This is a genomic window from Streptomyces sp. NPDC058877 (assembly GCF_042742855.1).
Taxonomy (GTDB): Bacteria; Actinomycetota; Actinomycetes; order Streptomycetales; family Streptomycetaceae; genus Streptomyces.
This window is the reverse complement of record NZ_JBHYMF010000052.1, coordinates 1-23,512: the sequence shown is the minus strand read 5'-3', so window position 1 is coordinate 23,512 and position 23,512 is coordinate 1. Positions and strand designations below refer to the sequence as shown.

The 23,512-nt window shown below is 71.2% G+C and carries 25 protein-coding genes; 18 read left to right on the top strand and 7 right to left on the bottom strand.

The features are described 5' to 3' along the window. Window positions 1-164: 164 nt before the first annotated feature. From ACFW2Y_RS15055 to ACFW2Y_RS15035, 5 genes are all read left to right on the top strand, one after another. Entirely contained in the window at window positions 165-932 is a 768-nt protein-coding gene (locus ACFW2Y_RS15055; protein ID WP_384878181.1) for a hypothetical protein, read from the top strand. A 163-nt stretch (window positions 933-1,095) separates the two neighbouring features. Then, window positions 1,096-2,184, top strand: coding sequence for a substrate-binding domain-containing protein (locus ACFW2Y_RS15050; protein ID WP_384878179.1), 1,089 nt, complete (start codon window positions 1,096-1,098; stop codon window positions 2,182-2,184). A 119-nt stretch (window positions 2,185-2,303) separates the two neighbouring features. Beyond that, on the top strand, window positions 2,304-3,083 hold the full coding sequence (locus tag ACFW2Y_RS15045; protein ID WP_384878177.1) for an ATP-binding cassette domain-containing protein: 780 nt from the start codon (window positions 2,304-2,306) through the stop codon (window positions 3,081-3,083). Continuing rightward, entirely contained in the window at window positions 3,080-4,354 is a 1,275-nt protein-coding gene (locus ACFW2Y_RS15040; protein ID WP_384878174.1) for a sugar ABC transporter permease, read from the top strand. The genes ACFW2Y_RS15045 and ACFW2Y_RS15040 overlap by 4 nt, the downstream gene beginning before the upstream one ends. 27 nt (window positions 4,355-4,381) lie before the next feature. Continuing rightward, entirely contained in the window at window positions 4,382-4,885 is a 504-nt protein-coding gene (locus ACFW2Y_RS15035) for a DUF6328 family protein (protein WP_384878172.1), read from the top strand. 37 nt (window positions 4,886-4,922) lie between these two features. Here the strand turns inward: ACFW2Y_RS15035 and ACFW2Y_RS15030 are convergent, their stop codons facing one another. After that, window positions 4,923-5,930, bottom strand: a complete 1,008-nt coding sequence (locus ACFW2Y_RS15030; RefSeq protein WP_384878169.1) for an aminoglycoside phosphotransferase family protein — start codon at window positions 5,928-5,930, stop codon at window positions 4,923-4,925. Window positions 5,931-6,046: 116 nt separating this feature from the next. Then, the gene (locus ACFW2Y_RS15025) at window positions 6,047-6,421 is read right to left on the bottom strand and encodes a VOC family protein (RefSeq protein ID WP_384878166.1); all 375 of its coding nucleotides are present in this window, start codon (window positions 6,419-6,421) and stop codon (window positions 6,047-6,049) included. A 595-nt stretch (window positions 6,422-7,016) separates the two neighbouring features. On the opposite strand from ACFW2Y_RS15025, the gene ACFW2Y_RS15020 reads away from it, so the two are divergent. Continuing rightward, window positions 7,017-7,646 (top strand): YoaK family protein, encoded by a 630-nt coding sequence (locus ACFW2Y_RS15020; protein WP_384878164.1) that lies wholly within the window; start codon window positions 7,017-7,019, stop codon window positions 7,644-7,646. Between the two features lie 57 nt (window positions 7,647-7,703). Here ACFW2Y_RS15020 and ACFW2Y_RS15015 read toward each other — a convergent pair whose 3' ends face one another. Beyond that, a complete protein-coding gene (locus ACFW2Y_RS15015) occupies window positions 7,704-8,993 on the bottom strand; it encodes an MFS transporter (protein WP_384878161.1) in 1,290 nt (429 codons plus the stop codon). 148 nt (window positions 8,994-9,141) lie between these two features. Between ACFW2Y_RS15015 and ACFW2Y_RS15010 the strand changes: the two genes are divergently transcribed. The 6 genes from ACFW2Y_RS15010 to ACFW2Y_RS14985 are packed head-to-tail and all read left to right on the top strand — an operon-like array spanning window position 9,142 to window position 14,953. Continuing rightward, complete coding sequence (locus ACFW2Y_RS15010) at window positions 9,142-10,161, top strand: ABC transporter substrate-binding protein (protein ID WP_384878158.1); 1,020 nt, start codon at window positions 9,142-9,144, stop codon at window positions 10,159-10,161. Beyond that, window positions 10,151-11,299, top strand: a complete 1,149-nt coding sequence (locus tag ACFW2Y_RS15005) for a FecCD family ABC transporter permease (RefSeq protein ID WP_384878155.1) — start codon at window positions 10,151-10,153, stop codon at window positions 11,297-11,299. The genes ACFW2Y_RS15010 and ACFW2Y_RS15005 overlap by 11 nt, the downstream gene beginning before the upstream one ends. Further along, complete coding sequence (locus tag ACFW2Y_RS15000; RefSeq protein ID WP_384878152.1) at window positions 11,296-12,099, top strand: ABC transporter ATP-binding protein; 804 nt, start codon at window positions 11,296-11,298, stop codon at window positions 12,097-12,099. Before ACFW2Y_RS15005 ends, ACFW2Y_RS15000 begins: the two co-directional genes overlap by 4 nt. Before the next feature lie 13 nt (window positions 12,100-12,112). Beyond that, a complete protein-coding gene (locus ACFW2Y_RS14995; RefSeq protein ID WP_384878150.1) occupies window positions 12,113-12,964 on the top strand; it encodes a Rossmann-like domain-containing protein in 852 nt (283 codons plus the stop codon). Next, window positions 12,961-13,995, top strand: coding sequence for a GHMP kinase (locus ACFW2Y_RS14990; RefSeq protein ID WP_384878147.1), 1,035 nt, complete (start codon window positions 12,961-12,963; stop codon window positions 13,993-13,995). Before ACFW2Y_RS14995 ends, ACFW2Y_RS14990 begins: the two co-directional genes overlap by 4 nt. Next, window positions 13,916-14,953: a pyridoxal-phosphate dependent enzyme gene (locus ACFW2Y_RS14985; protein WP_384878145.1), complete on the top strand. Its 1,038-nt coding sequence runs from the start codon at window positions 13,916-13,918 to the stop codon at window positions 14,951-14,953. The genes ACFW2Y_RS14990 and ACFW2Y_RS14985 overlap by 80 nt, the downstream gene beginning before the upstream one ends. 288 nt (window positions 14,954-15,241) lie before the next feature. On the opposite strand, the gene ACFW2Y_RS14980 is transcribed toward ACFW2Y_RS14985, so the two are convergent. Genes ACFW2Y_RS14980 through ACFW2Y_RS14970 form a run of 3 tightly spaced genes read right to left on the bottom strand, consistent with a single transcriptional unit; the run spans window position 15,242 to window position 17,131 of the window. After that, window positions 15,242-15,664, bottom strand: coding sequence for an SAM-dependent methyltransferase (locus ACFW2Y_RS14980; protein ID WP_384878142.1), 423 nt, complete (start codon window positions 15,662-15,664; stop codon window positions 15,242-15,244). Beyond that, on the bottom strand, window positions 15,661-15,810 hold the full coding sequence (locus ACFW2Y_RS14975) for a hypothetical protein (RefSeq protein WP_384878140.1): 150 nt from the start codon (window positions 15,808-15,810) through the stop codon (window positions 15,661-15,663). The genes ACFW2Y_RS14980 and ACFW2Y_RS14975 overlap by 4 nt, the downstream gene beginning before the upstream one ends. A gap of 4 nt (window positions 15,811-15,814) precedes the next feature. Beyond that, complete coding sequence (locus tag ACFW2Y_RS14970) at window positions 15,815-17,131, bottom strand: radical SAM protein (RefSeq protein ID WP_384878136.1); 1,317 nt, start codon at window positions 17,129-17,131, stop codon at window positions 15,815-15,817. A gap of 553 nt (window positions 17,132-17,684) precedes the next feature. Between ACFW2Y_RS14970 and ACFW2Y_RS14965 the strand changes: the two genes are divergently transcribed. Next, complete coding sequence (locus tag ACFW2Y_RS14965) at window positions 17,685-18,869, top strand: VanZ family protein (RefSeq protein ID WP_384878134.1); 1,185 nt, start codon at window positions 17,685-17,687, stop codon at window positions 18,867-18,869. A gap of 64 nt (window positions 18,870-18,933) precedes the next feature. Here ACFW2Y_RS14965 and ACFW2Y_RS14960 read toward each other — a convergent pair whose 3' ends face one another. Continuing rightward, complete coding sequence (locus ACFW2Y_RS14960; protein WP_384878131.1) at window positions 18,934-19,434, bottom strand: SRPBCC family protein; 501 nt, start codon at window positions 19,432-19,434, stop codon at window positions 18,934-18,936. Window positions 19,435-19,667: 233 nt separating this feature from the next. Here ACFW2Y_RS14960 and ACFW2Y_RS14955 point away from each other — a divergent pair, with 233 nt between their 5' ends. The 5 genes from ACFW2Y_RS14955 to ACFW2Y_RS14935 all read left to right on the top strand — a co-directional run bounded on the left by ACFW2Y_RS14955 (window position 19,668) and on the right by ACFW2Y_RS14935 (window position 23,444). Beyond that, window positions 19,668-19,916, top strand: coding sequence for a hypothetical protein (locus ACFW2Y_RS14955; RefSeq protein ID WP_384878128.1), 249 nt, complete (start codon window positions 19,668-19,670; stop codon window positions 19,914-19,916). After that, a complete protein-coding gene (locus ACFW2Y_RS14950) occupies window positions 19,895-20,353 on the top strand; it encodes a CDP-alcohol phosphatidyltransferase family protein (protein ID WP_384878126.1) in 459 nt (152 codons plus the stop codon). Before ACFW2Y_RS14955 ends, ACFW2Y_RS14950 begins: the two co-directional genes overlap by 22 nt. Before the next feature lie 289 nt (window positions 20,354-20,642). Beyond that, entirely contained in the window at window positions 20,643-21,302 is a 660-nt protein-coding gene (locus tag ACFW2Y_RS14945; protein ID WP_384878123.1) for a beta-glucanase, read from the top strand. A gap of 184 nt (window positions 21,303-21,486) precedes the next feature. Continuing rightward, the gene (locus ACFW2Y_RS14940; RefSeq protein WP_384878121.1) at window positions 21,487-22,218 is read left to right on the top strand and encodes a hypothetical protein; all 732 of its coding nucleotides are present in this window, start codon (window positions 21,487-21,489) and stop codon (window positions 22,216-22,218) included. Between the two features lie 173 nt (window positions 22,219-22,391). Beyond that, a complete protein-coding gene (locus ACFW2Y_RS14935) occupies window positions 22,392-23,444 on the top strand; it encodes an iron-siderophore ABC transporter substrate-binding protein (protein WP_384878117.1) in 1,053 nt (350 codons plus the stop codon). The last annotated feature ends 68 nt before the right edge of the window (window positions 23,445-23,512 follow it).

Below are 23,512 nucleotides of genomic sequence, written 5' to 3'. Positions count from 1 at the left end.
GCCGGAGCCTGATGCACCCGTGCAGGCTCATCGTCGCTTCATACGAATCGTCCCACTCCGGGCGGCGCGCCGCCAGCCTCGATCTGAGTAGCGGTACTCATGCCGGCCGCCGCCCCTCCGGGGGAGCATGGCTCCGGGCTGACGAACCGTCCGGAGGGGGGCGCATGAGCAAGGTCGTCGGTGCGTTCGTGGCCGCGGGGCTCGCGGTGGGGGCACTGTTGCTGGCGTACGCGGTGGGGGCACCGCCCGGGACGGTGCTCGCGGTGGGCGCGGGGACCCTCGGGCTGCTCTGGTTCCTGCTGCTCCTCACGGCACCGTGGAACTTGTACTTCCGGGCACACGCGGTACTCGCGGAGATCGCCGTCAGCCGGGAGAAGGGGCTCGACGTCTTTGACCGGCGGGATGCCAAGGCGCGGCGGATCGCGCGGGCGATGCTGTGGGCAGCCGTCGCCGGTCACCTGGTGTCGGCCTGTGCGGCACTGGCGGTCGCCGTGGCGACCGGGCGGGCGGCGGGCTACTGGTGTGCCGCCCTCTTCCTGTTCAGCACCTCCTTCCGGCCCGCAGGGGCGTACTTCGGACAGTTGCGGCGCCGGCTCGGACTGTTGCTGCAGGAGGTGACGTATCCGCGCGACGACGTGGTCGCGCTGCGCGAGCGGGTGGTCGCCCTGGAGCACGGAGGGGCGGTGCTCGGCGAGAAGGCGGAGGAGCAGTACCGGGCCCTGGCCGAGCTGCGCCGCACCGTCGACGCGGTGGGCCTCTCCGCACACGAACGGGCCGAGGAGACCGACCGGCGGATCTCGGCCCTGGCCAGGGAGTTCGAGGCGACGGTGAACCGCCTCACGGACAACGAGGAGATCATCACCGGCCTGAAGGCCTTCCTGCGGCTGCTGCGCGCCACGGACGGCACCACCGGGCCGGCGACGCCCTCCTGAGCGTCGGTGCACCGGTTCGCCTACCGCATGACGGCGGGCGGGCCGGTGCTCACCCGCTTGCCTGCCTTCAGCTTGCGACTAATGTCGATATGTAGGCGATATGTGCGCCCTCGTTCCCGCGCTCACCAGGCGGGGGAAGGGGGACGTGCGAAAGGAGCCTCCCATGACCCGTTCATTGCGGAGCGCAATAGCCTTGGCCGGAGCCGCAGCCCTCTCCCTGGGAGTGGTGGCAACGAGCGCAACGGCCCTGGGGGCGGGGAGCGAGAAGCAGGGGGACATCAGGATCGGACTGCTGCTTCCGGAGAGCAAGACCACGCGGTACGAGAAGTTCGACCGGCCCTACATCGAGGCGAAGATCCAGGAGCTGGCGCCCGGTGCCCAGATCGACTACTACAACGCCGCGGAGAGCGCCACCACCCAGCAGCAGCAGGTCAACACCGCCCTCGCCAAGGGCGACCAGGTCCTCATCCTGGATGCCGTGGACGCCAAGTCCATCCAGTCCTCCGTGCAGAAGGCCCATGACGCGGGCGTCAAGGTGGTCGCGTACGACCGCCTCGCCCAGGGCCCCGTCGACGCCTACGTCTCGTACGACAACCGCAAGGTCGGCGAGCTGCAGGGCGAGGCGCTCCTGGACGCCCTCGGCGACCGGGCCGGGGACGGCGTGATCGTGATGCACAACGGGTCACCGACCGACCCGAACGCCGCGGAGTTCAAGGCCGGCGCCCATTCGGTCCTGGACGGCGAGGTGAAGATCGGCAAGGAGTACGACACGCCGAACTGGGACCCGAACAACGCCAACCAGCAGATGTCCGGTGCCATCAGCTCGCTCGGCAAGGACAACATCGTCGGCGTCTACTCGGCCAACGACGGACTGGCCGCCGGCATCTCCACCGCCCTCAGGGCGGCAGGCATGGACGTGCCGCTGACCGGCCAGGACGCACAGCTCGACGCGATCCAGCGGATCCTCCTCGGCACCCAGACGATCACGGTCGAGAAACCGTACAAGCCGGAGGCCGACATCGCCGCGACGATGGCCGTGAACCTGGCCGAGGGCAAGTCGCTCCCGGCCGACCTGACGCCGACCACCGTCACCAGCGGCAGCGAGCACAAGGTCGCGGCCCAACTGCTCACACCCGTCGTGGTCAACAAGGACAACATCAAGGACACCGTCGTCAAGGACGGGCTCTACACGGTCAGCGAGATCTGCACCCCGACCTATGCGGCGGCCTGCAAGGACGCCGGTCTCGAATGAGCAGGTCCTCGGTGTCCGGCCCCGAATGACGGGACCTCAGAAGTCGGTCCCGAGGACGCCCCGGTTGTCGCGGCCGGTCCCGAGCAGCCGCGAACGGGCGAGCGGAGGAGGCGGTTCCCTTGCCTGAGTCACCCGTGCTCACACTGCGGGGGATCTCCAAACGGTTCGGCGCGGTCCAAGCGCTGAAGGACTTCGATCTGGAGGTCCACGCGGGAGAGGTCGTCGCACTCGTCGGTGACAACGGCGCTGGCAAGTCCACCGCCGTCAAGGCGATCGCCGGGGTGAACCCGCCCGACGAGGGCGTGATCGAATGGCAGGGCCGCCCGGTTGGCATCAACCGACCGCACGACGCCCAGAACCTCGGCATCGCCACCGTCTACCAGGACCTCGCCCTGTGCGACAACCTCGACGTGGTCGGCAACCTCTTCCTCGGTCGCGAGCTGCACCACTTCGGCGTCCTCGACGAGGTCCGGATGGAACGGCGCTCGCGCGAACTGCTCAACACCCTGTCCATCCGGATCCCCAGTGTCCGGATCCCCGTCGCCTCGCTCTCCGGCGGTCAGCGCCAGACCGTGGCGATCGCCCGCTCGCTGATCGGCGACCCCCGGATCGTCATCCTGGACGAGCCCACCGCAGCGCTGGGCGTGGAACAGACCGCAGAAGTGCTCGACTTGGTCGAACGGCTCCGTGAGCACGGGCTCGGCACCATTCTGATCAGCCACAACATGGTGGACGTGATGGCGGTCGCCGACCGGATCGCCGTCATGCGCCTCGGTCGGAACAACGGCTTCTTCGACAAGCGCTCCACGACCACCGAGGAGATCATCTCCGCCATCACCGGGGCCACCGAGAGCGCGGTCACCCGTCGCCAGGCCCGCAGGCGGGAGGAGGAGCAATGAGACGGGACCCACCGCCCCCCGACGATGCCCGGGAACCGGCTCCCGAGGCGCTGCCCGCGGTCGACAGCCGGTTGCTCGTCCGTGAGGAGGGCATCCGGGGGTACCTCGGGGAATTCCGCCGCAAGCTCCGCAGCGGAGAGTTGGGATCGCTCCCCGTCGTCATCGCGGTGATCATCATCTGGACCGTGTTCGGCAGCCTCGACAGCACCTTCCTGTCGGCCCAGAACCTCTCCGACCTCAGTCAGCAGATCGTCGGCACCGGCATGATCGCCGTCGGGATCGTCTTCGTCCTGCTGCTCGGCGAGATCGACCTCTCCGTCGGCTCCGTCAGCGGTCTGTGCGCCGCCGTCTTCGCCGTGCTCAACGTCCTGAACGGCATGAACCAGTGGCTGGCACTGCTCGTCGCCGTCGCGGGCGGAGCGGCCGTCGGCCTCATCCAGGGCTTCTTCTTCGCGAAGGTCGGCGTACCGGCGTTCGTCGTCACCCTGGCGGGCAACCTCGCCTGGAACGGTCTCATGCTCCAGGTCCTCGGCACCAACGGAACCGTCAACATCCCGAGCGAGAGCGTCGTCTCCAAGCTCTACTCGACCATCTTCCACAGCCCGGCCGCAGCCTATGTGACCGCAGCCGTCGGGGTCGGACTCTTCCTCGCCGCAGCGCTCCTCGACGCCCGGCGCCGCCAGGCCGCCGGGGTGCCCTCGCGGCCGATCACCGAGATCGTGCTCCGTACCGTCGTCATCGCCGCGATCGCCTTCGCATCGGCCTACACCCTCAACCAGTACCAAGGGCTTCCACTGGCGCTCCTGATCTTCCTGATCCTGCTGGTGGTGCTGGACTTCGTGCTCCGTCGCACCTCGTACGGGCGGCAGATCTTCGCCGTCGGCGGCAACATCGAAGGCGCGCGCCGGGCCGGCATCAGCGTGGCGTTCGTCCGGATGAGCGTGTTCTCGATCGCCGGGACGATGGCGGCGGTCGGCGGCATCTTCCTGGCCGGACAGATCCAGTCGGCAAGCCAGACCTCCGGGGGCGGCAACCTCCTGATGAACGTCATCGCCGCGGCCGTCATCGGCGGCACGAGCCTGTTCGGCGGACGCGGCTCGGTCTGGTCGGCCCTCCTCGGCGCCCTGGTGATCGGGTCCATCCAGTCAGGCATGAACATCATGGGAGTGAGCAATGCCGTGCAGTTCATGATCACGGGATCGGTCCTGCTGGCCGCCGTGGTCATCGACTCGCTGTCCCGCCGGAGCCAGAAGGCCGCCGGTCGCGCCTGAACCGTCCGTCCCGCCGAGGAGGTTTCCGTGGAGGAGCGTCCGAGGGCGACGGCCGGGTACGTCCGAGGCCGCAACGAGACCGAGGAGGAGCGGGCCGACCGCCGCTGGCAGGAGCTCATCCAGGAGATCCGGGTGGCACAGACCGGCGTGCAGATCCTCCTCGGCTTCCTGCTCACCGTCGTGTTCACCCCGAAGTTCCAGGGCCTCGAACAGACCGACAAGGCGATCTACATCGTCACGATCGTCCTCGGCTCGCTCGCGACCGGCGCGCTCATCGGCCCCGTCGCCTTCCACCGCATCGTGTCGGGGCGCCGGATCAAACCCCAGGCGGTCACCTGGGCCTCGCGCCTGACCTTCACCGGGCTCATCCTGCTCCTCGCCACCCTCACATCGGCGCTCTTCCTCGTCCTCCGGGTCGTCACGCACGATCCTTACGTGCCCTGGCTCGTCGCCGGCGTCCTCGCCTGGTACCTGATCTGTTGGTTCGTCCTGCCCCTGTGGGTGCGCCTCCGTTACACCAACGAGGACTGACCCCGGCACCGCCGGGAAGCCTCCCCTCGCCGGTGGATCAGAACGGCGCGGCCTCGGCGAAGAGTTCGTTCAGCCAGTGGGCACTCGCTTCGGCACACCCCGACCGCGGTGTGCCGGGGAAGAGGCGGAACCACGAGACCGCCCGGCCGAGCGCGGCGAGCCGAGCGGCGAGCACCGCGGCGCGGCGCAGTTCCGGAAGGGACGGTCCCCCCTCGGTCCAGGGTTCCAGGTAGGCGTCGCGCAGCCGGTGCACGTGTTCGGGGCCGTGGCGTTCGCGCACGGCGCGGGCGGGAACGAGCAAGCTGGCGAAGGGGTGGGCGATGTTGGCGTCGCCCCAGTCGAAGAAGGCGAAGCGACCGGCGGCCGTGGCGAGGACCTGCCCGTCGTGCAGGTCGCAGTGGTCGAGCGAGTCCGGGATGCCGTACGCGTCGAGTTCCGCACACCAGTCGAGCAGTCGGGGCCGTCCGGCCAGGAGGGTGCGCCGGGCGTCAGCGTCCAGGGAGGCATTGCCCTCGACGAGCTCGTCGAAGACCCGTGGCAGTTGGGCGGTGCGACCACCGGGCACGCCCAGCTCGGCCAAGCGGTCGGTGTACCCGGTCAGGACGCGTTGCATCTGGGCGTACTGGCCGAGGGCCTCCGCCCAGGACTCCGGCCCGGCACCACCGGTGTCGAGGACGTGCCGGAAGAGGGGACCCCCGTCGGGGAGGAGCGACCAGCCCCGGTCCGGGTCGACCGCGAGCGGCGTCACGACGTGCTCGGGGACCCAGTCCGCGAGGGCGCCCCCGAGGGCCGCTTCGAAGGCCGCGTCCGGCGCGCTCGCCTTGTACCAGACCGCGTCCCGCTCTCCGACACCGATCTGGAAGCGCACCAGGATCGACCAGGGCCGCACCCTGACCTCACGGGGCCCGACCTCGTCCAGGCCGTGCCGGACGAGTTCCCGCTCCGACCAGCCCAGGGCGGCTGCTCGCCACGCCTCCTGCTCCCAGGGGGTGACGGCATCCGCGAACTGACCGCGGTCGACCGTCATCGATGTCACTCGTCGCATCGGGCGATTCCACCACCGGGCCGTGCCGGACGCACGCGCATATTCCCCTCACCCCGCACCACCGCCGACGGGGCGGCGGGCACGCTCAGAACCGCGCCCGCCGCCCCCTGCCCGGCCTACAGGTAGGGACGCGTGAGCAGCTCGATCGCGTGTCCCGAGGGGTCCTTGAAGTAGACCCCTCGCCCACCGTGCCCGGTGTTGGTCTCGCCGGGCCGCTGCATGTGCGGGTCCGCCCAGTGCTCGATGCCCTGGTCGCACAGGCGCCGGTACGCGCGGTCGAAGAGCTCGTCGTCGACCATGAACGCATAGTGCTGCATCTGGATGTCCACCGGGGGTTCGGCGAACTGGATCAGCACGCCGTCGGCGAGCTGGACGTTCACGAAGGGGCCCCAGGACGGCGCTTCGGGAAGTTCGAGCAGCTCCCTGAAGAAGCGCGCCGATGCGTGGCGGTCCTTGGACGCGATGATGGTGTGGTTGAACGTTGCTGCCATGGGGATGACCTCGCTGTTGGGTTCGACGTGTGGAGGAGGTGCGCGGTGCATCCGCACCGGGCGGTCCTCGTGCCGAACTCCCGGGGTTCCTCGCGGGACCCCGCCGAGCGGTCAGTCTTCCACCGGATGGCCCGTCTGTGCGTGGCGTGTCGCCGGTCCGGTGTTCATGTCGGGGACGCTACTGGAGCTGCCCGCCCCCGGCAAGCAGTGCCGTCCGTTCCCGCCGCGCCAACGGCCGGAAGTAGCTGGCGGCCTCCTCCGCCGCACCGTTCCCCAGGGCTTCTGCCCTCCCTCGGCGTCGGCGTCGCGCTCTCGGGGGGGTGTCGGGGGCAAAAGGGCGAGCTCCGCAGGAATCTCCTCCCTCCCGCAAGCAGGAAGTGCCCCACCCCCGGCCAGGGCCGGAGACCCACGAAAGGACCCTGGTGAAGAACAAACCTGCGGGTCAGGACACGACGCTCCGCCCCGGCGGCGAAACACCGCTCTCCGCCCCGCCCCACAGGGGTGCGCTTGTCCTCCGCCCCGAAGGGCGGAGTGTCCACGGAGGAGTCAGATGAAGCGGGTGCGGTCCTCGACGGGTGGGGCGACGGCACGGTGGATGTTTCCCAACGGCCACCCCCATGCACGCTTCGCACCGCTGCTGCTCGTCCTGACGTTCGTCAGCGGGCTGGTGGACGCGGCGAGCTTCCTCGGGCTCGACCGGGTCTTCGTGTCCAACATGACGGGCAACGTGGTCTTCCTCGGGTTCGCCCTGTCCGGGGTTTCCGAACTGTCGGCCCTCTCTTCGACGGTGGCGGTGGCGGGCTTCCTGGCCGGGGCGGTGGCCGGCGGCGCGTGGCGACGGGAAGCGGAACCGGGCGGGCTGTTCCCGCTGCTGGTCGCGGCCCAGGCCCTCGGGGTCGCGCTCGCGCTCACCGCCGAGGCAGCGGAGTGGGGACGGTACGCGGTCCTGGTGCCCCTGGCCTGTGGAATGGGTCTGCAGAACGCCGTCGTTCACCGCCTGGGGCTGCCCGACCTGGCCACCACCGTGATGACCCGGACCCTGACCGGGCTCGCCGCGGATCGACCGGGGCCGGCGGCGGTGCGGCGTGGGGTGTCGGTGGCGGTGCTCGCCGCCGGGGCGCTGACCGGCGGCCTCCTCCACGAGGCCGCCGGGGTGCGCGGGGTTCTCATCCTGGTCCTGGTCCTGTTGCTCGCCGTCGCATCGGTCGCCCGCCGATGGCGCTAGCCGTTCCGGCCGGGGACGCCGCGAACGAGCGGAGCCCGAGGGGCCGCACCGGGTGCCTCACCGGCGCGCTGGGGCCCCGGGGCGGACGAGGGGCGCCCGGGGCGTCCGCGCGAAGTGACGGGCGGTGGGGACCAGTGCCGCGGCGGCCGGTACGAGGAAGCAGACGACGGTGCAGGCGGCGAGTACGGCCGTGGCCCCGAAGGCGTGGACGGCCGGGGTGATCAGGGCCAGTCCGACCGGTGCCAGGCCGTAGGAGACGAGGAAGTCCAGCGAAGAGACGCGGGCCAGCTTGTCGGGAGCGACCTCGCGCTGGGCGGCCGTGAACCACGGCACGTTGAAGAGTTCGATTCCGACTCCGGCGAGGACGTAGCCGGCGACGACCAGCAGCGGATGCACGGGCAGCATCAGGCTCAGCGGCGCGAAGCCGTACGCGGCCAGTCCGGCGAAGGCGACCAAGCCCTGGGAGCGCGGGCGCCAGCGGGCGATGACCGCGGCCCCGCCGAGCGCACCCAGGGTGTACCCGGTCATGGCCGCGGCGAGGACCCACTCGGTGCCGTAGCGGTCTCGGCTGATGAGGGGCAGTGCGACGCTGGTGGCGGAGTAGCCGAGGGTGATGACCGCGCCGAGGGCGGCGAGTCCGGCGAGGAACCACGGGTGGCGGCGCGCCTCGCGCATCCCCTCCAGGAAATCGGTGCGGAAGCCGGTGCGCGGCATGGGTTCGTCGAGGGGTTCCGCTGCCGCTCGGGCGCCCCTGCCCGGGACGAGGGCCGCTATCAGCCAGAGCAGTCCGATGCCGAGGAGCAGCGTCCGGACGTCGAGGAAGGTCGCGAGCAACGAGGTCAGGACGGGGCCGGCGAGCGTGGAGCTCCGCACGGCCATGGTGATGGCGGCATTGGCCCGTTGACGGTCCTCGGGGGCGACGGTCTCCGCGGTGAGCGCCTGGAACGCCGGGCGGCAGGCCCCCTGTCCGGCCCCCGCGAGGGCAGCCGCGGCCGTCATCAGTGCGACCGAGTGACCGAGCCCGGCGGTGAGGAGGGGCGCGGCGGCGGCGGCCATGAGGGCGGACCAGAGGACGACCGCACGGCGGGAGTGGCGGTCGGCCAGGACTCCGCCGACGGCGACGGCGACGAGGAAACCTGCGGTGCGGGCGGCGAGGACCAGTCCGAGGCCGGCGGCGCCGAGGTCGCGGTGGAGGACGGCGAGTCCGAGGACGAAGGGCAGGGCCCAGGTCGCGAGGCCGGAGGCGGTGGTGCCGGCCCAGAGACGCAGGAACGCGGGCTCGCGCAGGAGCGAACGCGTCTGCGGGGGCATGGGATTGGCCCCCGTGGGTGTGGGTGTGGTCGTCACGGCGTGGTGGCTCCTTGGGGTGGGGGACGGTTCGGAAGGTCCGACCCCGGGTCGTTATTGAAAATGATTACCATTACAGTACCCTTCGAACGCGGCACTCCTGCCCGGTGCACGACAACACCCACGCCCCCTCTCGACCGGAGGACCCATGCGCCACCCGGCCCGCCTCGGCCTCGCCCTGACCATCGCCCTCGCCACCGCGGGCTGCTCCACGACAGCCGGTGGCCCGGAGGCGGACGCCGAGCCCGCTTCCCGGACGACCTCCTTCACCAGCTGCGGCCACCACGTGGCCTTCACCGAGCCGCCGAACAGGACCGTCGCCCTGGACCAGGCCTCGACCGAGATCCTGCTCGAACTCGGGCTGCAGGACCGGATGGCGGGAACCGCCAACCTCAAGACGAGGATCCCCCCGCAGTACGAGGCCGCCTACGCCCAGGTCCCGGTCATCGCCCCGAAGATCGCCACGGGCGAACAACTGCGCTCGGTCACACCCGACTTCGTCGTCGCCAGCTCCACGGACCTCTACACCGAGGAGCGGGCCGGCACCCGCGAGGAGCTGGCCGACCTCAAGGTCCCCACCTTCGTCAGCGCCGTGGACTGTCCACGACAGAACCCGGCCGGCAAGACCGCGTTCGAACTGCTCTTCTCCGACTACGAGAACCTGGGCAAGGCCTTCGGCGTCGAGGAGCGGGCCGAGGAACTCGCCACCGCCCAACGCTCCGCGCTGGTCGAAGCCGGTGCACACGCGCCCGGACACCTCTCCGAGGCGGACCGGCCGACCGTGGTCTACCTCTACTCCGTCTTCAACGGCATGCCGTACGTGGCGGGCGGGACCGGATTGCCGAGCGAGATGAGCCGCATCGTCGGCGCGAAGAACGCCTTCGACGACGTCGACGAGGACTGGCCGGAGGTCTCCTGGGAGGAAATCGCCGAGCGCGAACCCGACTTCATCGTGATCGGCGACCTGTCCGAGCGCGGCCGGCCCGGCGACAGCGCCGTCGAGAAGCGCACCGCGCTGACGGCCCACCCCGTGATCTCCAAGCTGGCCGCGGTCCGCGACGACAAGATCCTTGAGGTCCCGGGCATCGAACTGGACCCGTCGGTGCGCTCCGTGCACGCCCTCGGGCTGCTGGCCGACGGCATGAAGGACCTCGGCCGTGTCCGCTGACCCCACCGCCCGCGGGGGAACGGCGGAACTCCTGCTTCCGACGGCCCGCAGCCGGGCAACGGCACAAGACGCGGTCACCACCCGGCCTCGGATCGCGCCGCTCGGACCAGTGGACCGTCCGGTCCGGACCGCAGCGGCCCGGACGGGCTTCTTCCTCCTCACCACGGGCGTGCTGACGGGTTCGGTGGCCACGGCCGTGCGCGTCGGCACCGTCGACGTGGGCTGGCCCGACCTCGCCCGTGCCCTCGGGTCCCGTCTCGGCCTGGGCGTGGCACCCTTGCCCCCGCTGCTGGACTCCCTCGTCTGGGACCTCCGACTGCCGCGCGTGCTGATGGCCGCCCTCGTCGGGGCCTCCCTCGCCGTGTGCGGCACGATCCTCCAGGCCGTCACCCGCAATCCGCTCGCCGACCCCTACCTGCTCGGCGTCTCCTCGGGAGCGTCCGCAGGAGCCGTCACCGTCGTCGTCCTCGGAGTGGGTGCGGGCGCACTCGGGGTCACCGGCGGCGCCCTGGTCGGTGCGCTGCTCTCCTTCGGACTGCTCCTCCTGTTGCTGCGGCGCACCGGCCTGGATCCGGTCCGCATCGTCCTCACCGGAGTGGTCGTCGGCCAACTCTTCACAGCGCTGACCTCACTCGTCCTGATGGCTTCGGCGGACGCCGACACCACCCGGGCCGTCACCCACTGGCTGCTCGGCTCACTGGCACCGGCCCGCTGGAACACCGTCGCGGTCTGCGCGGTCGTCACCCCGCTGGGGCTGACCGCAGCTTGGGCGTGCTCCCGCCCCCTGGATGGATTCGCCTTCGGCACCGACACCGCGGCGTCCCTCGGGATCGACGTACGACGCACACGGATGCTGCTGCTCGTCGTCACGGCCGCGCTGACCGCCGTGGCTGTCGCCGCCGTCGGCGCCATCGGCTTCGTCGGACTGATCGTCCCCCATGGGATGCGCTTCCTCGTCGGACCGCCGCACCGGGCCCTATTGCCGTACGCGGCCCTCGCGGGTGCGGTGTTCCTCGTGTGGACCGACGCGCTGGCACGGACCGCCTTCGCTCCCCGTGAGCTTCCGGTGGGCGTGCTCACCGCCCTGCTGGGCGCGCCGCTCTTCCTCCTCGTCCTGCGCAGGAAGAGCGAACTGTGAGGATCACCGTCGAAGAGATGAGCTGGTCGGCGGCGGGCCGGCCGGTGGTCCGCGGCGTCAGTTCGCAGATCGAGTCGGGCGAAACGGTCGGGCTGCTCGGGCCCAACGGATCGGGCAAGTCCTCGCTGCTGCGTTGCCTGGCCGGTCTGCGGGTCCCCGACACGGGCACGATCCGGTACGACGACGTGCCCGTGCGCCACTGGAGCGCGCGCCGGATCGCCCGCCGGATCGCCTTCGTCGCACAGGACTCGAACACCGACAGCGATCTGCGCGTGGCCGACGTCGTGGACCTGGGGCGCACCCCCTTCCGGGACCGCTGGCGAGGACCGGACCCCACCGACCGGGCGGTGGTCGCCGCCGCACTGGAACGCCTCGGGCTCACCCCGCTTGCCGACCGCTCCTGGAGGACGCTGTCCGGCGGCGAGCGCCAACGCACCCACATCGCCCGCGCCCTGGCCCAGCAACCGCACGGGATCCTGCTGGACGAACCCACCAACCACCTCGACGTGAAGCACCAGTTGGAGTTGATGGAGCTCCTGTCGGGCACCGAGCAGACGGTCCTGGTCGCCCTGCACGACCTGTCACTCGCCGCCCGGTACTGCGATCGACTGCTGCTCCTGCACCACGGCCGCCTCGTCGCCTCCGGCCCTCCGGCCGCCGTCCTGACCGCCGAGCGACTTGCCGAGGTCTTCGAGGTCGACGCCGAGCTCACCACCGACGCACGGGGGCGTCCCCAGGTCGCCTACCGGGGGCCGCTCGGCGCCCCGGCCGTCGCGTCAACACCCCACCCCACTCCGTGAACCGAGGAAGCCCATGACCCGGATGAACCCCGATCCTGCCCGCCCCCGTGCCACCGCGACGTCGGTCGACGGTCTCATCGAGGCCGTTCTGGCCGGCGAACACGGCCCGCGCCCCGCGGAACTGCTCGCGACCAGCGTGTTCTGGATCCACCACGGCACCCGTCTCGCCGACGGCGACACCACGTACCTGAACCAGTACGTGCTCGTCCGCCTCGGCGGCTCGTTCGGCGGCTGCGCCTTCGAAGCCGGCGAGATCACCCCGTCGATCTGCCACGACTCCTCGGGCGCCCCGCTCGACGTCCTGCTCCGCGAGGCCCCACGCCCCCTGCGGATCGCCGCCCTCGACGCCTACCTCTCCGAAGTCCACCCGCACCGCACGGCCAGCGACGCCGAGGCCGTCGTCCTCCCCGCCGGCACGCCGGAAGTCCGTGCGCAGGCCCGCGACGCGGCCGTCGCCGGCCTGCTCGACACCGTACGGGGTGGCGAGGTCGGCATCATCGGCGTCGTCAACCCGCTGGTCGCGGCGGTGCGCGAACGCGGAGGGAAGCCGTTGCCCTGCGACTTCAACCTGAAGTCCACCCAATGGGGCGACCCCGTCACCGACGACATGCACGAGGTGCTCGACCGGGCCGAGGCCGCCGTCGTCACCGGCATGACCCTGGGCAACGGATCCTTCGACACCATCCTGGAGCGCTGCCGCTCCCGGGGCATCCCCCTGATCGTCTACGCACAGAGCGGCAGCGCCGTCGCCCGCGCCTTCCTCGGCTCCGGCGTGACCGCACTGTCCGCCGAGCCCTTCCCCTTCTCCCAGTTCAGCGCCGGGGAGACGGTCCTGTACCGCTACCGGACGGCGGGCGGCGCATGATCTCCGCCACCCGCCCGGCAGCGACCGACATCGCCGCGTTCGGCACCGGGCACGCCTCCTGCCACCACGGCGAAATCCTCCAGGGAGTGTTCCTCGACGCCGACGGACGACGGTGCGCGGGCCTGGTCACCCTCCCCATGGCCGGTCCCGGCAGCACCGCCGTGTTCACCCGCCGGCCCGGCACGCCCCCCGAGGCAGTCGTCGTCGTACCCCCCGACCGCACGAAGGCCGCACGGGCCGCGGCCCTCGCCACGACCGAATGCACCGAGCGGACCGGTGCACCGCCCTGCGGCGGAGAGCTGAGGCTCAGCTGCGACGTGCCCGTGGGCCTGGGCATGGGCAGCTCCACCAGTGAGGTGATCGCCGCCGTGCGTGCGGTCGCGGACTCGTACGGGCTACGGCTGCCTGCCACCACGGTCGCCCGCCTCGCCGTACGGGCCGAGTCGGCCTGCGACCCCTTGATGCTGGACGGCCGCCCGGTGCTCTTCGCCCAGCGGGAGGGCAGGGTCATGGAGGACCTCGGTCCGGCCCTCCCCCCACTGGTCGTCGTGGGCTGCGCCCTCGGCGGAGCCGCCCCCGTGGACACCCTGTCCCTGCCCGTGCCCGAAGTGCGGGACGAGGACGTACGCCGCTACGAACGACTCCGCGCGGCGCTGCGCCGGGCCGTGGCCACCGGGGACGCGCACCTGCTCGGCACGGTCGCCACCGCCAGCGCCCGGCGCGGCCAACAGGTGCTCGGACACCCCGAGTTCGACGCGCTGACGGACACCGCCCGCCGGACCGGGGCAGTCGGGGTGCAGATCGCTCACAGCGGGGCGGTGGCGGGCGTCCTCTTCGACCCGGCGGCACCGGACCTGCGCCACCGCGTCCACGACTGCCTGGGTGCCCTCGACGCCCACGGCATCCCCGTCACCCGGACCTTCACGACCTCCCCCACCGAGGAGAACCAGCATGGACCAGCACATCGCGGAGTCAATGGCGCGACCGGACCTGATACGCCTCGACGACCGGCTCCTCTGCCTGCGGTTTGAGACCATGAAGGTGGTCTCGGCCCTTGCGGCGGTGCGCCACCTGCTCGACACCGGAGCCGTTCGACGCGGGGACACCCTGCTGGACAGCTCCAGCGGCATCTACGCCCACGCCCTCGCCCTGGCCTGTCACCGCCACGGCATGCGCTGCCACATCGTCGGCTCGACGACGGTGGACGACACGCTGCGCACCCAACTGACGCTCCTCGGGGCGACGCTGGAGCAGATGGAGCCGTGCAGTGACCTCAAGCTCGACCAGAAGCGGCGGGTGCAGCGGATCCACCAGATCCTCGCCGAGCATCCCGAGTACCACTGGATGCGGCAGTACCACGACGGCATCCACTACCTCGGCTACCGTGCGGTGGCCGACCTGATCCATCGGGAGACCGGAGCGGACGGGCTCACCGTCGTCGGCGGGGTCGGGTCGGGGGCCTCCACCGGAGCCCTCGCGCGCTATCTTCGCCGGACCCACGGGGCCGCCCGCACCCCGCACCGCACGACAGACGTCGAACTCGTCGGCGTCCAGCCGTACGGCAGCGTCACCTTCGGGGCCGAACACGTCCACGATCCCGAGATCATCATCGCCGGAATCGGCAGTTCCATCCCCTTCGGCAACGTCTCGCACGAACTGTACGACACCCTGCACTGGATCTCCTTCGAAGCCGCCCTCGCCGGCAGCGTCGACCTGCTCCGTCGGCACGCCGTCTTCGCCGGGCTGTCGACGGGGGCCGGATACCTCGCCGCCCGCCACGAACGCGATCGCTCCACGGAGCGGACGGTGCTCTTCATCGCCGCCGACACCGGCCACCGCTATGCCGGGACCGTCCACGCCCAGCACCACAGGGCCGCCCGCCTCTCCGACCTGGCACCACAGGAGGTGCACGACCAGAGCCAACTCGCCCTGCCGTGGTCCCGGATGTGCTGGAACCGCGCCCCGGCGGGCCCCCTGGCCACGGGGTGACCGCACCGGCAGGTGCGGCAGCGGCGCCGCCCCGTCGGGGCCCCGCACCGGACGGGCTTCCCCGGGGAAGCCGGAACCGACCGGGCGTGGTGGGCACCACCGTGCTGGAGAGCTCCACCCCCGATCCCGACGACCACCGCACCGTGCCGGTCCAGTCGTGGCAACCGGTGCAGCCGAGTCCGGCGGAACGGCTCGCCCCGTACGGTGACCTCATCGTCTACGAGTGGACGCCCCCGTTCTGCGTTCTCGTTGCCGACGCCGGAGCCGGGGCGCACACATGCGTGGGGACTACGGACCCGGCGGTGGGTCGCAGGGCCGCCCCGGCCCCTTCACCGCGGTCAGGAGGGTGTAGCCGAGGACGCCTTCGGTGACCGCGGCGCGAGCCGCGTCGAGGACGGCGGGGGCCGCGTCCAAATCCACTCCCGCCTCGGCGAGGCGGGCCGGAGCGGTGATGCGCAGCAGGCCCAGACGGGCCTGGATCTGGTCGATCATGCGGAGCAGCGCTTTGTCGTGCCGCTCGGTGACGAGGGGGCGCAACCCTGCGGCGGTCAGGAGTTCGACGTACGCCCGGAGGGGAGGCGCGTCGGCGATGCAGGCGATGCGGGCGGTGTTGGTGGGCGAGAGGTCGATGCCGTCCGCCCTCACCCGGTAGGCGTCGGCCAGCAGCAGTGCGGTGGTGCCGCGGCCCGAGGCGACGTCGAGGACCCTCATGTCGGGGGCGAGGGCGAGGCGGTCGGCGAGGCGACGGGGACGGGGACGTCGGACATCTCGGCGCGGACCTGTTCGCGGTATCCGACGGAGTTGTAGGCACAGAAGGGGATGAGCCGCCCGTCGGGGGGATCTCCTCGACGCAGCACTTCATCAGCTGCTTGACGTTGAGGGTGTACGGGTCCTGGAAGTCCTGTACGACGACCATGAACGCCTTGTCGTCGAGCTGCTGACCGCCTCGGGCAGGGCGGTCCCACAAGCCTCCGCGCAGTCCAGGGCCTCGACCGCGGTCCGTAGCTTCTCCTCGGTCGTGGCCGTGCCCATGCATGCGGACGTGGACCAGAGTTGCTCCAGTGCCTCGCGGATCCCGGCGTCGGGCATGACCCGGTTGGTGACGTAGTCGAGGTGGTCCTCGACGTTCAGCAGTCGCGGGACGGGCACGACGGTGCGGTCACCGGGCTCGCCGCCCACCAGGAGGTAGGTGACGGAGTGGCAGGTCGGGAAGCAGCACGGTACGGGGAAGAAGTCCCCCTTCTGGAACCAGTCGGGTCGCTGTTCGTTGATCAGTCGGATGACGTCGGGGTTGGTGAGCCTCCGGAGCGGATCGAACGCCACGTGCCGGCCGGAGTGCGTGACCGGTTGGAAGGCCACCGAGCGGACGGCCGGGTGGTCGATGCCGTACTCGATGATCGCGCCGAGCTCGTGCTCGTTCAGACCGCGCTCGACGGCGGCGACGAGGGTGACGGTCAGGCCGGCGTCGGCGCAGTTGTCGAGCGCCCGCTGCTTGAACGTCCGCAGGTCTCGGCCGCGGATCTCCAGATGGGTGCGCTGCTCGAAGCCGTCGAACTGGAGGTAGACGTTCACCGATCGGCCCGGGACCCGGTTGCGCTTGCCGAGTTCGGCGTCGAAGTCCTTGTCGGTGGCCAGGCGGATGCCGTTGGTGTTCAGGGTGACGTTGCGGATGGGCCGTTGCAGGGCGAGGTCGATGAAGTCGAGGACGTGCCGGTGGATCGTGGGCTCCCCGCCGGAGAACATCACCACCTCCGCCTCTCCCTCGGAGGCGACGAAGACATCCAGCATCCGCTCGCACTGCTCATGGGTGATGGAGTAGCCGTCGGGCTGGTGGCCGGAGTCCGCGAAGCAGATCGGACAGTCCAGGTTGCAGCCCGTGTTCACTTCGATGATTCCCAGGCAGGCGTGCTGTTTGTGCTCCGGACACAGCCCGCAGTCGAACGGACAGCCGTCCTTCACCTCGGTCTGGAACGTGAGCGAAATCGCGCCGGGCCGGTTGAACCGGGACGAGGACAGGTACTCCTCGGCGTCGCCGTACGCCAGTGCCTCGAACTCTCCGTGGTCCCTGCACCGCTTGCGCAGGTACACCCTGTTCTCACGGATGTTGACCTGCGCATCGACCGGTGTCCTGCCACAACGGGCGGATCGACTTGGTGAACTCCACGAACACCTCGTCACGGTCCTCCTTGCGCGTGGACGCCGACTCCTGGGGCATCGAGAATCCTCTCCGTGGGGGGCCATGGCCCCGAACGTCACGCGGCCACGAGCGGCGGATCCGTGCAGCACGCAGCCGTCACCGTCCCGTGCCCGGAAGGGGCCCGGGAGTACGTACCCGGAGGAGGTGGGCCCGCCGATGCCCATCGCCGGGCACGCCGTCCCGGGCACGATCCCGAACGCCATGGTCCGACCGTAGGTCGTCGGGGCGGGCGAGAGCCGCAAGCGCGCCCACCGGTCGCTCACCCGTCCGGGCGGGATGCCGGAGCGAGAAGGGGGGTTCGCCCGTCGTGCGAGTCGGTGTCCCGGCCGAGCCGAGCAGGGCGCGAGGACCCTTCGTGCCGCTGCGGGCCGGGGCGCTATCGAACCCGCTCCGAATGGCCTAGCCTGAACAAGTGGGGGAAAAGCCCCGTGCCGTGGTGCGCCGGTCGAATCCGCTCGCCCCGCCCGAACCCGCCTGAACCCACCCTCTCGCTCCCCGTGATCGCGGCGCACCCGGCCGCAGAAGGCGCCTGTCGTGTTCCGGACCTATCTGCTGCCCGTCGAGGCCGCGCTCACGCTGTTCCCCCTCGTCGCTGCTGCGGTCATGATTCCCGCTGCGATCCACGGCTACCGCACCAGGGGCCGCGCCGGGGGCTGGCCCGTACTGGTCTTCTACAGCTTCGTCTTCTACCTCCTGGCCGCGCTCCTGCAGACCGTCATGCCGCTGCCGGCCGACACCGACGCCCACTGCACCACCGTCCGCTACGCCGAGAGCCCTCAGCTGCAGCCGTTCGCGTTCCAGAGCCGCATCTCGTCCGCCGCCAACGGCGACTGGTCCACGGGCACCCTGCTCGGACTGCCCTCGGCCTGGACGACGGTCCTCAACGCAGTCCTCCTGCTTCCGCTGGGCGTCTACCTCCGGTACTACTTCCGCCGGCGACTGTTCTCCGCGACCGCCGTGGCCTTCGCCACCTCGCTGTTCTTCGAAACCACCCAGTACACCGGCCTGTGGTTCGTCTACGCCTGTCCCTACCGGCAGTTCAACGTCGACGACCTGACCCTGAACACCACCGGCGCCGTCGTCGGCTGGCTCCTCGCCGGTCCCCTCGCACGCCTGCTGCCCGCCAACGACCCCGACCACGAGCGCACCCGCTACGGCCATCGCGTCACCCTCACCCGTCGCGCGCTCGCCTTCCTCATCGACCTCGCCGGCTGGCTCGTCGCCTGGACCTTGGCCACCGGCCTCCTCGCCGCCGTCACCGACTGGCCCACCGGTCGCCTCTACGCCCTTCCGGCCGGCGCCGCCCTGGGCCTCCTGTGGTTCTGGCTCCTGCCCGCCCTCTTCGCCACCACCCCAGGCAAACGGGTCGTACTCCTGCGGCTGGCGCGGCCCGACGGCAGCCGGCCGGGGTTCCTGCGGATCACAGCACGCACCTGGGTCCACTGCCTGCCCCTCGCCTTGGCCTGGCTGGCCGTTGCCCATCACACCGCCACCCTCACCGTTCCCGGTCCCGCAGGACCGCTCCTCCCCCATGCGGCCCTGCTCGCCGCCGCCGTCACCTGGGGCTCCCCGCCCCTGGCCGTCCTGTTGGGCCCCGATCACCGGGCTTCGTACGAACGCTGGTCGGACGTGGTCAACCTCGCGGCCCCGAGCCCGGATTCCTCCGAGGACGCCCGCCTTCCCGCGGGACGCCCGGAGGGCCTTGGCCCCGCGGCCTGATCACTCGTCCGGCGGCACCGGGGCGGGCTCTCCGGTCCGGCCCGCAGCAGCGACGCAAGGGGGGTCACTGCGTCGACGACGCTCCCCGTTCGGCCTCCAGGCGGATCGCGGCCAGGGAGTCGGCGACCGCTGCTTCCCACCGCGGGGCGACAAGGCCGCCCCACCACTGCCCGACCCGCCACAGGTCGGTGCCGAGCCGCCCCTCGTACACCAGTTGCGTACCACCGCTTCGTTCGATGAGCGTGAACGTCTCGGTCACGGCGGGCACCGGCCCGCGCACCAGACGGAAATCGACCCGCTCCGGGCGGGTGAACTTGACCGTCTCCACCGTGGTCGCGGTCAGCCGGCCGCCGGCGACGGGGGTGCGGTGTGCGGCGAGCACCAGGTCCGAGCCGCGCTCCAGCACCACGACCTTCTCCCGCAACGCCCTCGTTGCCCGCCCCAGGTAGGGCCGGGCGATCACGTCGAAGACCGCTTCGCGTCCGGCTGCGACCTCCACGGCCTGCGGCCCCAGCGGTCGTGTGCGGCGCCCCACGCCCACGTCCAGGGGCAGCGCTCCGGTCACCAGCCCCAGATACCCTGCTGCCGCACCTGCGCACGTCGCGCCCACCGCTGCCAGAACACCGCTCCGCACCGTCATCCCGATCCTCTCCGCAGCCGTTCCCCCTCGTTCCCCCGACGCTAGACCGTGGTCTCCGCGCGGTGGGCGAGCGCGCTCACCCGCCGCGCGGCGCGTCGGCCCGTAGCGTGGACGCCCCGGGCCGACAGGGCCACCGGGGTCCGGCAGGGAGGAGAGGCATGGCTTCCGTCTTCGATGCGTCCGACAGCCGCGCCGCCACGAACGCGCTGCTGGCCGGGCTGCGCGAAGACGGCGTCTCCCCGGCGACGGTTGCGCTCTTCCTCGCGCGGGCCGCCCGTCGGTCACTGGTCCAGGCCGCCCGGCACCCGCGTGCCCTGGCCGAGCTCACCGTCCTGCACGGAGCCCTGTGCGCACTGGGCACGGGCAACGGCCGGGCCGTCGATGGGTGGCCACCAGCTGGGCCCTGACCGCCTCACACCTGGGGCTGCTGGAACACCGGCGGCGACTGGCCGCCGCGGATGTGCTGACACTGCTGCGGGCCGACCTCCCCGCCCTGCCTGGTGGCGATCGCCACCTCTCGGGGGTGGTGGCGATCGCCCTCGACCACGCCGACGGGCGGCTCGCCCGCCGGCACGGCACCGCCTCGCCCTTCGGGGACTACGCCGACACCTTTGCCGACGCCGCCTTCTGGACGTGGCACGCCTGGCGACACGAAACCGGCCGCACGACACGGGCCGTGGCCGTGACCGTCTGGGTCCTGCCGGTCGTCGCCGTCAGCACGACCGCCCTGTACCGGGGCCGGATGCCCGAGCGGCCCCGTCCCGCCCTGCTGCGTCCCGCCGCCGCGATGCAGATCGCGCTCGCCGCCCGCAGCCTCCTGCACGGCGCTTCCGGCTCCCGGTGACGACGCCCGTCGCGCTTGGATCCGTCGCTCCCGGTCGCTTCCGGAGCGGCCGTCCCGGAAGCGACCGGCACGGACCCGTCGCACGGCGGTCCGAGTGCGTTCACCAACCCTGGTGACGACTTGTCGCCAAACATCCATCTCATTCACTTGAATGGTGCAAGGTGGGACGGATCACCCGCGGATCGACGACGGTCCGCACGAAAGGAGCGGTGCCGTGTTGTCCGACTTCTTCGACCGACTCCGACTCCGATTCCGACGGCGCAGCAATGGATCCGGCACGCACGGACCGGTGTCGACGCCCGCGCGCCTCGTCCTCGATGCGAACTTCGCCTCTGCCGAGCAGTGGGTGGCCGGCCACTCGTGGGCCTATCCCGGCGGCGGGCCGAGGAACCCTGGCGACAACAAGCTCGACCACCTGGTGGAGGACCCCGCATACAGCAGGTCGGGCACCTTCCGGGCCACCCGCAGGAGCGACGGCTACTGGAACGCCGGACTGCTCACCACGGAGGGCAGCGCACAGGGCTTCTCGGTGCGCACCGGCGACGTGCTGGAAGCCCGGGTGCGGCTGCCCGTGGAGACGGGCGCCTGGCCGGCGATCTGGACCTGGCTCGACGGCGGCCAGGAGATCGACGTCTTCGAGTACCATCCCGACAACCCGGACCTCCTGGAGCTGTCGAACCGGGTGCGCAACCGGTACCACTACTTCCGGGATCCGGCCATCCAGCCCGGGGCGTGGATCGACCTCCGGGTCGAGTTCGGCGCGCGGTCCGTGGTGTGGTGGGTCAACGGCGTCCGCGCCTTCGACGACCGCCGCGGGGTGGGGCGTTCCTGGCGGGCCCATGTGATCGTGAACCTCTCGGTGTGCGCGGGCCGTTACCACCCGGCCCCCGACCAGGAGGTCTCGGAGATGTCGTACGAGGTGACGGAGCTGCGCGTGTACCGTCGCTGAGGCACGGGACCGGTGTGCCGGGCACGAGCACCGACGCGCCCTCGGGGCCCGAAGGGCGCATCGGAGGGTGACGCGCACGAGCGACGGGGAGGGAGGCGCGCCTCGGGGCAAGGGGAGTTGCGTAGGCTCGAACGGAGCGTTCCGCGCACCCGCACCGTGCCGTCCCTACGACGAGGAGGACCCCGTGAGCACCGCCGGAGAAGGACGGCAGCAGCTGGATGAGGCCAGTGTCCTGAACGCGAAGAGGACACTGCTCCAACTGCTCGCGCGAGCGGGGGTGTGGTCCGGCGACGCCGAGGAGCTCATCGGGTTGGTCGAGGCGGGGGCGCTGGCCCTCGCGTACCGGGAGGTCGACGGCCGCGACCGCGAGCCCCCTACGGAGAAGGGCGCCCCCTACGCCTCCGGCTGGCTCGACGGGGCCCGCACCGTCACCGACGAGCTGGGCGCCATCTCGGAGCGGGCGCTGCGGCACGCCGTCGCCTCGGCCCCCTCGCTCTCGACTCCGGACGAGCGCCCTCCCGTCGGACGGACGGAGCTGGAGCGCACCAAGGTCGCGGTCACCCCCCTCTACCTCTCCTTCACGGAGGCTTCCGATCTGGACCCCGAGGTCACCGAGCAGGTACTGCGGGCCGTCCTCGGCACCATGACCTCGCGTCAGCGGGCCGGCTACGCAGGACGGTTGGCGGAGTTCACCACGGGCAACCGGGATCGTCTGGAACGGCTGTACGCCGAGTACGGACCGGGCAGCGCGATCGCGATCCACGGCCGGTACTCGCTCGTCCACTCCCCCACCAGCGTGGCCGCCCTGGAACGGCTCACCACGGCTCCGGCGGAGCTGCACGAGGAGTGGGACGCCGCCGAGCTGCCGCCGGCCTGGCTGGACGGCCTGACGGCGGCATGGGAAGCGATGGGCTGACCCTTCTTCACCCGGGAGCCAGGGGGGCAGACCCTGGCACCCCGAACAGAAGAAAGATAGGTTAGGCTCACCTAACAAGGCGCCTTCGTGATGGCCGCCGCCTCGGCACCCCCTGTCCGAGGAGGCCGCACGCGGGGTGTCAGCACACCTCTGCCCGGAGACAAGGATCCGCCATGCCTGCTGTGTTCACCCCCCTTCGCCGCCGCGTGTTCGCGGCGGGCGCCGCTGCGGTCTCGCTCGGCCTCATGGTGACCGGGTGCGGATCCGACGACAAAACGGACGACACCAAGGACTCCGCGTCCGGGGCTTCGACGGGCGCGTTCCCCGTCACCATCAAGAGCGCACTCGGCGAGGCCGTCATCAAGGAGGAGCCGAAGCGCGTCGTCACCCTCGGCCAGGGCTCCGCCGAGACCGCGATCGCCCTCGGCAACGTCCCCGTCGGCATCGAGAGCTACCCCTGGGGCAGCGACCAGACCGGCTACCTCCCCTGGATCCACGACGCCGTGACCAAGGCCGGCGCCACGCTGCCCCGGCAGTTCGACGGCGGCGAGGAACTCGACATCGAGGCCATCACCGAGCTGGAGCCCGACGTCATCCTGGCGCCCTGGTCGGGCATCACCCAGAAGCAGTACGACATCCTCAAGGACATCGCGCCGACCGTCGCCTACCCTGACCAGGCGTGGAGCACCGACTGGGACCAGCAGATCGAGATCGTCGCCAAGGCGCTCGGCCAGCCGGAGAAGGCCAAGGACCTCACCGCCGACATCGACAAGAAGCTCGCCGACGCCGCTGCGACCCGCCCGAACTACAAGAACGTCACGTTCTCGTACATCTACAACACCGGCCCGGGCACCCTCGGCGTCTTCAAGCCCGAGGAACAGCGCGTCGCCATGGTCTCCAAGCTCGGCCTCAAGGTCGATCCCGTGGTGAACACCTTCAAGGAGACCGAGGGCACCGACTCCGCCCTGATCGGCTTGGAGAACGCCAACAAGCTCGCCAAGAGCGACATCGCCTTCACCTTCTACATGGACGACAAGTCCCGCAAGGAGATCGAGGCACAGCCGCTGTACGCGGCGATCCCCGCCGTCAAGAAGGGTGCGCTCGTCTACAGCAACGACCAGCCCTTCGTCACCGCCTCTTCGATGATCAACCCGCTGACGGTGCCGTACAGCATCGACCGCTACCTCCCGATGATCGACAAGGCCGTCGCCAAGGCCGGGAAGTAGCAGCAGGTCCCCGGCGTGACCACTCCCTCCCGGACCGGGCAGGGCCCCGCCTTCGTACGGCGGGGCCC